The following is a 6,748-nucleotide window of genomic DNA, read 5'->3' as shown; positions in this document are numbered from 1 at the left end:
CTACTATAGCCTTTCTGCCCCTCTTTCCCCATAGTTTTTTTCATTTCTTAAGGTAAACATAAGGTACGCACAAGGTTCCCATAAGCTTCCTTCGCTATTCTCCTCTCGTAAACAAACACATGGAGAAAAAAAATATGGAGGAAAAAAATGATGAACTATATTCTGGAAACACAGCATCTTAGCAAAAAAAGCGGAAACAGTTACCGTGTAAAAGACCTTTCTTTATCTGTTCCGGAGAAATGCGTTTACGGCTTTTTAGGTCCCAATGGCGCCGGAAAAAGCACTACCCTCAAAATGATTCTGGGCTTGATTCACCCCAGTGAAGGAAAAATTCAGTTTCTGGGAAAAACAGTAAATTCCCAAAATCGACTTTCTCTTCTCCAAAAGACCGGAAGTCTCATTGAAAATCCCGGCGGTTACGGGCATTTAAGCGGACTGGAAAATATGCAGATTGTGCAGAAATTAAAGGGCGTTAAAGAAGAGGAAATTGCCTCGGCATTAAAAACCGTCCGGCTCTATGAGCAAAGAGATAAGAAGCTTGGCAGTTATTCTCTGGGTATGAAACAACGTCTTGGTATCGCTATGGCTATTTTGGGAAATCCGAAGCTTCTAATCCTGGATGAGCCCACAAACGGCTTGGATCCTGCCGGCATACAAGAAATTCGTGAGTTGATTGTTTCTCTTCCTAAAGAAAGAAATATGACGGTCATCATTTCCAGTCATCTCCTCAGTGAAATAGAGCAAATGGCAAGTCAAGTAGGTATCATTCACCATGGACAGTTGCTCTATGAAGGGCCTCTTAAGGATCTGGAATGTAACGGAAAAAGTCTGGAAGAGGCATTTCTGGAAATGACCGGCGGAAAGGAGTCTTTATGAATACCCTAAGCAATATCCCGAAAATTGTTTCTATCGAGTTTCAAAAAGCGCGCCATAAGCATTTTCCTTTGCTGTTCCTCGCAGCTCTGCTTTTGGATTGTGCCTATCTATTTTATGGCACAAAAGCGCATTCCGAGACATGGTTAAATATCTTTTATGCTCTTCCTATCATTAACACTCTGGTTCTGTCCGTACTTATGGCGGTAATTGCCTCCCAGTCTGTGGACATGGAACACAAAGGCGCTATGTGGAACCTTCTTCCCACCTTGGAAAGCAGAGCTTCTATCTATCTGGGAAAGCTTTTCTTCGGTTTTATTGCCCTTGTCCTGTTTTGTAGTTTCCAAATCGGTATGGTCCTTCTTGGGGGAAAGTTCTTAGGTTTTACCGGTGATATTCCGTCACATATTGTTCCCGTTCTGTTCTTTTCAGAACTTATCGGCGGAATGATTCTGTATCAGCTTCAATGCATGCTTTCCCTGCTGTTTTCCAGCCAGTTTGCAGCCCTTTCCATCGCCTTCGGCGGTACCCTGGCCGGCTTATTTCTGGCCTTTATCAGCACAGACATGTGGACTCCCTGGTCCGTTTTCTTCTCTCTTAGCCCTATCGGTATGGACTATGACAAAGCATCAAGACTCATGAGCCTAAGCCTAAGATCCATCCCTATTTCCGATATTTTGCTAAGCCTGCTTTATCTCATCGGCACATTTCTGCTTGGTCTCCTTCTTTTCACTCGGGCAGAGCAGGGAGAGACTTTATTTTCTCTCCATAGACAAAAAGTAAGTCGCAGTATGCACAGCAGCTTGTCCCCGGAATTTATCAAGTTAAAAAGGAACCCCATCTGGATTCCTTTCCTTCTGATCCCTCTGATTTCGGCACTGATTGGAACGGTGAATTTTGTGCAAAATCAGGGTGTCTTACAATATACTTGGGAGGATCTCTGGACTCAACAATCCCTGTTTCTGGGAATGTTTTTCCTGGCTCCCCTCATCGGCATTCTTTGCAGTCTTCTATGGCGAATGGAGCATCAGGGCAGTAACTGGAATCTGATTTTAACCGTCACCACCCCCGGAAAACTGCTTCGGGACAAATGGTTTACAGCAACCCTCCTCAGTACGCTCTGCATGGTCTGGATCAGTTTTATTTATCTTCTGAGCGGTAAAATCCTCGGCCTTCCGGGAGCTGTTCCGGCAATCTTTTGGATGCGAATCCTATCCGCTGCCCTTTCCATTGCCGCAATTACTGCCCTGCAAAGCACCCTGTCCATGTTCCTCCACTCCTTTGCCCTTCCCATCGCGCTGGCTTTTCTGGGTAGCTTGGTCGGCCTTACACTGACCGTTAAGGGTGCCTACTATGCCCTGCCCTATTCCACCCTAATTTACGGTATGGGCAGTACTTCTATCACCGGAGAGCTGAATTTTCCGATTCTCCTTCTAAGCTGTTCCTTTTATATTTTCGCTGCACTGGGTATCGGTATTCTGTACCTAAAGAAGAGCGATGTGAGAACACATGTCTAAAAGGAAAGAGCTCTTGGTTTTGTAAAACATGGATGTTATTTTTCTTATCGGAAGTCTCTAAATGGGGCTGTAAAAAATCAAAAAATTTTCTAAGCAATATAGGTATGAAACGAGGCACGCTCTCGCTAGCCTCGCCGCGTAGCGAAGAACTGTAACTATTAAAGAAGTAAGCTCCGATGCAGTATAGGTATGAAATCGAGCACGCTCCCGCTAAGCTCGCCCAACGGGTAGGGTACTAAGCGAAAAACTACAGTACCTTTGTTTTTCGCAAGTACCGGCGGGCTCAGATTGCTCTCTTTCATACCTATACAGCATCTGTCGCTTCAGCTTATTGATTTCTACAGTCCAACGCTTCGTAGGTTTTCGCAAGTACTGATGAGCTCAAATCACCCTCATTTTAGACCTATACTACATAAGCCTCATCTACACTTCTGATTTTTTACTGCTCCAAATCGCTAAACTTATGGCAAAATCTCCAGCCAGTAGCCATCCGGGTCTTCAATGAAATAAATACCCATAGCTTCATTTTCAAAGCAAATGCAGCCCATCTCCTGATGCTTCTTGTGCGCTTCTTCAAAATTATCCGCCTGAAATGCCAGATGGAATTCACACTCTCCCAGGTCGTAAGCCTGGGGGTGGTCTTTCAGCCAGGTAAGCTCCAACTCAAAATCGCCCACATCGCTTCTTAAGTACACAATGATAAAGTCTTCGCTGGTCTTTCTTCTCACCTCATGTAAGTCGAGGGCTTCCTCATAGAATCGAAGGGAACAATCCAAATCGGATACATTTAAATTCTCGTGAATCATCTTAAACTTCATAGTTCTTCTCCTTTCGCTGTTTCCGTGTTTTTGATCTGTGAACGATACTTTGGATATTCGGTAAGAAAGCGCTGAATCACAGCGGGCTCTCCCCAGTAATGCATCGGAAATACGGCATCGCAATCCACATTTTCAAGGAAATACAGAATCCCGTCAGCGTAGTGCGCCTCCAGTCTTGGATCAAGGGGAACGAAGGCAAGGTCAAAATGTCTGCCTTTGATTCGCGAAATCTCCCTGTGATAAATCTCGCGGAGCCTCCGATTATCTTCTTCCGGTTCTCCCTCCCAATACCAGTCGTTTAAGTCCCCGGCATGATAGATAGAGCCTTCCTTTGTTTTTAGTATAAAGGCGACTCCGCTATCATTGGAAAGCAGCGTCTCAAGCTGAATTCCATGATCCAGCGGATAGCTTTTATCGGCTTCGACAAAGCAATGCCTTATCTCCGATAATCGTTTTTTATCCCGTATATCGTTTGCCAATACCGCTTGATACTTCATCCCGTACCCGTCGAGCAAGGAAAAAATCTTCGGATTATAATGATCCCCATGGACGTGACTGCAAAAAACGAACACTTCTTTTCTCTGGTTCAGAGGGGGCAATTCTCCCCTGTAATAATCAAAAATAATATAGCAGTCTTCTAATTCCAGCAAAAAACCGCTGTGGTTCAGATACGTTACTTTCATGATGTTACTCCGTAAAATATTTTGCTTTCTCGGTATGGAGATTGTTGTTCTCCCTTCCTTACCTGCTTCCTTACTTACTTTACTTGCTTCCTTGCTTGCTCCCTTACGTTTTCCTACTCTATATGCTCTTCAGTATAAGTTGCCCTACATTTACTGTCAACGAGGGACTAAAACAAGCTCATTTGTCCATCCACCCAGGACTGCTGGGGTACATCATGAATACTGTCATTTTTCTCGTAATTCCCGATTAAGAATGGGGATTTTGGATCATGTAGTCGACTTTGCTTCATAACGATAGAGGGTTCTGCATTGGCATAGCAATATTTACAAAGGTGCTTACAGCTGTTATAGGCGCCGATATCACAGGAAAGATAACAGTCACATGCTGCTCTTGCCCCCTTCTTTTTCGGTACATGCAAGCGTTTTCCAATGGCTTTCTCATAGTCGCTGATAAGCATACATCCACCGCAATCTGCCCCATACTCAGCCAGTTCATCTCCCTCCGCACAGGGCTTCAGTGTCATGCCATGGGAACGAGCAATCGCAATCATGACCTTCCCCAGCAAAAGCCTGTCTTCCTTCCCAAGCATCCGAAGCTCCGGAAAGTTCCGCTTCACCTTTGGGTAAAGGTCTACAAAGCTGATAACAACGGTTTTCGTATATCCATCCAATGCCGTAGCAATTTGCTCGAAGGCTTTCAAATGATAGTCTTTGCTATATCTTTCAGACAGAAAAATCGGGTCGTAACGCCACCCGATAGAATTCACTCCCAGCTGCATGGAAAGATGCTTGAAATGCTCTATGAGCAAATGTTTATCCGGCACATTCGGCTCTATATCCTTTCCATAAGGTGTAATAGTGACAAACCAGTATTGTCCATACGCCTTTAAAAGCTCCATATATGGGAACATGGGGGCCGGATTTTTCGTGCAGAAACCAATGACATCCACCACGGAAGGTTCAAGACGGTAGCGACTGACTTGATTCGGATTATAAGGATTTCGTACACAAACAAAGCCCTCTTTCAGCCTGTTTGCAAACCATTCCGCATAGAAGGCGGGAATGTCTGTCCTCTGTCCCGTGTTAATAATCAAGTTCAGTTGCCTCCTTTGCTCTCGTGATCCGGCTAAAGTAATCTCTGTGACTTTTCATTCATCCATGGAGCAAAAATAATCTGTCCTTTGTAATAGAAATGTGCATAATTTTGCACATCAAAACATACTTTTTGCCCACTTTTCCGAATCCTTATTGTCCTTCAGAACCAGTTCCTGCCATATTCCGGCATAATAAATTCCTCCCGGGTCTTTGGCTGAATTCTTGCGTTTATTATCTCTATTATTTATCTTGTTTATATTGTCTACATCATATGCTTTTTGCTTCGTCCAGGTTGCCTTAGTTTTTCCGGGCATTGTAAGTACTCTCTTTTCATTGTAAGAAAAAGTCCCATATCCGGGCATATTTGGTGCAAATGACAGATTCTCTTTAGCTGTAAATATTATATTGTTTTTTTCTTTAAATAACCGTTTCTCACAAGCATGTGGGTGCCAGAAAAATTTCTCTTGCTCTTTAGGGTCCGATATAATTTCTCCCACCTGAAGATATCCCCATATAACCTGCATTTCTTTTCCATAGTATGAATCTGCTGAATTTTTATTTCTGCGTGCATACTTATATTCCCCACTACTCTCAACAACATGCCTAAAGTTACCAAAAAACAAAAACAAGTCGCCGCTTACTATCTGATTATTTATCAGATATGATGCAGACTGATTTATTTGTCCAAATGCAGGTTTCCACCCTTCAACCGGCACTACTCTTCTTTTACTTTCCAAGTCCGGGTCAAGATGACAGTATTTATCGCCTTTATAGCCAAGATCTTCCAGTATCTTATTTAATGGAATATTATTACAGGTCAATTCTTCATATGCAATTTTATCCTTATCATGATCCTTACTCGGGATTGGAAATGATAGCATTGTACCATCTTCAAATATCGGGCTTGCTATACCGCCATTGGCACTATCAAAACCCTTCCTACTCAATATTACCTTCACCGTGAATTCCCCTTTCTGCTGTCAAACTTTACATAGTGATAATACTGTAATCATTTTTTATACTTATTGTTCATTTCAAAAATGGCTTTTTTGAGTCGATTATCTCTACTTTGCCATCTTGTCCAGACGATAGTCGGAAATGTCGTCATACTTATCATAACTGCTCTTCAGAAGACGGATTATCTCTTGCTGAGTCAATCTATGTTCTGCATCTGAATACTGCTCCAAAATATTCTAGGGCAACGACATACGCTTATGCATTTTCTATGCCATTAAACTCATGCAAAACTCTATTGGTTTGATGGATTACCTCGCTGTTAATACTATTATATAACTTTCGATTTCCAATAATATAGAACTCTTCTTTCGCTCTTGTGGCTGCTACATTCATAATATTGGGATTATCCGTTCCAACTGCCCAGCTAGCAGCACCTCTGCTTTTTTCGTCACATCCCAATACCAAAAAGACTATATCGGCTTCTTTCCCTTGAAAGGTATGGACTGTTCCAATGTTGCTGGGTTTCCCATCCTTGCCATATCTTGTAAAATTAATTTCTCTGAGTTTCTGTGATAACTGATATGCTACATTCCTAAATGGGGAGATGACGTAAATCAGGTCTTTTTCTCCTTTATTGACAATATTAGGATTCTGCTTTATTAACTCTAATATTTTTTCCTTAAGGAAGTCTCCCTGTTCTTTCACATATTTATCAGTAGCATTTCCTTTCACATCATACCAAGATGCTTTTCCCGGGACAGCTGTACTTTGCACCATATTTCCACCGTAGGAAATGGCATTGGAA

At 42.6% G+C, this 6,748-nt stretch carries 7 protein-coding genes; 2 read left to right on the top strand and 5 right to left on the bottom strand.

Annotated elements, in window-relative coordinates; all coding sequences use genetic code 11:
- The first annotated feature begins 147 nt into the window (after positions 1-147).
- Positions 148-876 (top strand): ABC transporter ATP-binding protein, encoded by a 729-nt coding sequence (locus RYL27_RS10115; protein WP_314966995.1) that lies wholly within the window; start codon positions 148-150, stop codon positions 874-876.
- Positions 873-2,390, top strand: a complete 1,518-nt coding sequence (locus RYL27_RS10110; protein WP_314966993.1) for an ABC transporter permease — start codon at positions 873-875, stop codon at positions 2,388-2,390. Before RYL27_RS10115 ends, RYL27_RS10110 begins: the two co-directional genes overlap by 4 nt.
- Positions 2,391-2,851: 461 nt before the next feature.
- Here RYL27_RS10110 and RYL27_RS10105 read toward each other — a convergent pair whose 3' ends face one another.
- The 5 genes from RYL27_RS10105 to RYL27_RS10085 all read right to left on the bottom strand — a co-directional run.
- Positions 2,852-3,208 carry a VOC family protein gene (locus RYL27_RS10105; RefSeq protein WP_314966991.1) on the bottom strand — a complete coding sequence of 119 codons (357 nt, stop codon included), beginning with the start codon at positions 3,206-3,208 and terminating at the stop codon, positions 2,852-2,854.
- Positions 3,205-3,891: an MBL fold metallo-hydrolase gene (locus RYL27_RS10100; RefSeq protein WP_314966989.1), complete on the bottom strand. Its 687-nt coding sequence runs from the start codon at positions 3,889-3,891 to the stop codon at positions 3,205-3,207. Before RYL27_RS10100 ends, RYL27_RS10105 begins: the two co-directional genes overlap by 4 nt.
- A gap of 167 nt (positions 3,892-4,058) precedes the next feature.
- Positions 4,059-4,985: a DUF1848 domain-containing protein gene (locus tag RYL27_RS10095; RefSeq protein ID WP_314345871.1), complete on the bottom strand. Its 927-nt coding sequence runs from the start codon at positions 4,983-4,985 to the stop codon at positions 4,059-4,061.
- Positions 4,986-5,102: 117 nt separating this feature from the next.
- Entirely contained in the window at positions 5,103-5,945 is an 843-nt protein-coding gene (locus RYL27_RS10090; RefSeq protein WP_314345869.1) for a hypothetical protein, read from the bottom strand.
- Positions 5,946-6,198: 253 nt separating this feature from the next.
- A partial coding sequence (locus RYL27_RS10085; protein ID WP_314966986.1) for an AAA domain-containing protein occupies positions 6,199-6,748 on the bottom strand: 550 nt, incomplete at its 5' end.

The sequence above is a fragment of the Oribacterium sinus genome, assembly GCF_963537195.1.
Lineage (GTDB): Bacteria > Bacillota > Clostridia > Lachnospirales > Lachnospiraceae > Oribacterium > Oribacterium sinus_A.
This window is presented reverse-complemented; position numbering and strand designations above follow the sequence as displayed.

Coding starts and splice junctions, on each gene's coding strand:
- RYL27_RS10105 (WP_314966991.1), bottom strand. CDS start 3,208: ATGAAGTTTAAGATGATTCACGAGAATTTAAATGTATCCGATTTGGAT.
- RYL27_RS10115 (WP_314966995.1), top strand. CDS start 148: ATGATGAACTATATTCTGGAAACACAGCATCTTAGCAAAAAAAGCGGA.
- RYL27_RS10100 (WP_314966989.1), bottom strand. CDS start 3,891: ATGAAAGTAACGTATCTGAACCACAGCGGTTTTTTGCTGGAATTAGAA.
- RYL27_RS10110 (WP_314966993.1), top strand. CDS start 873: ATGAATACCCTAAGCAATATCCCGAAAATTGTTTCTATCGAGTTTCAA.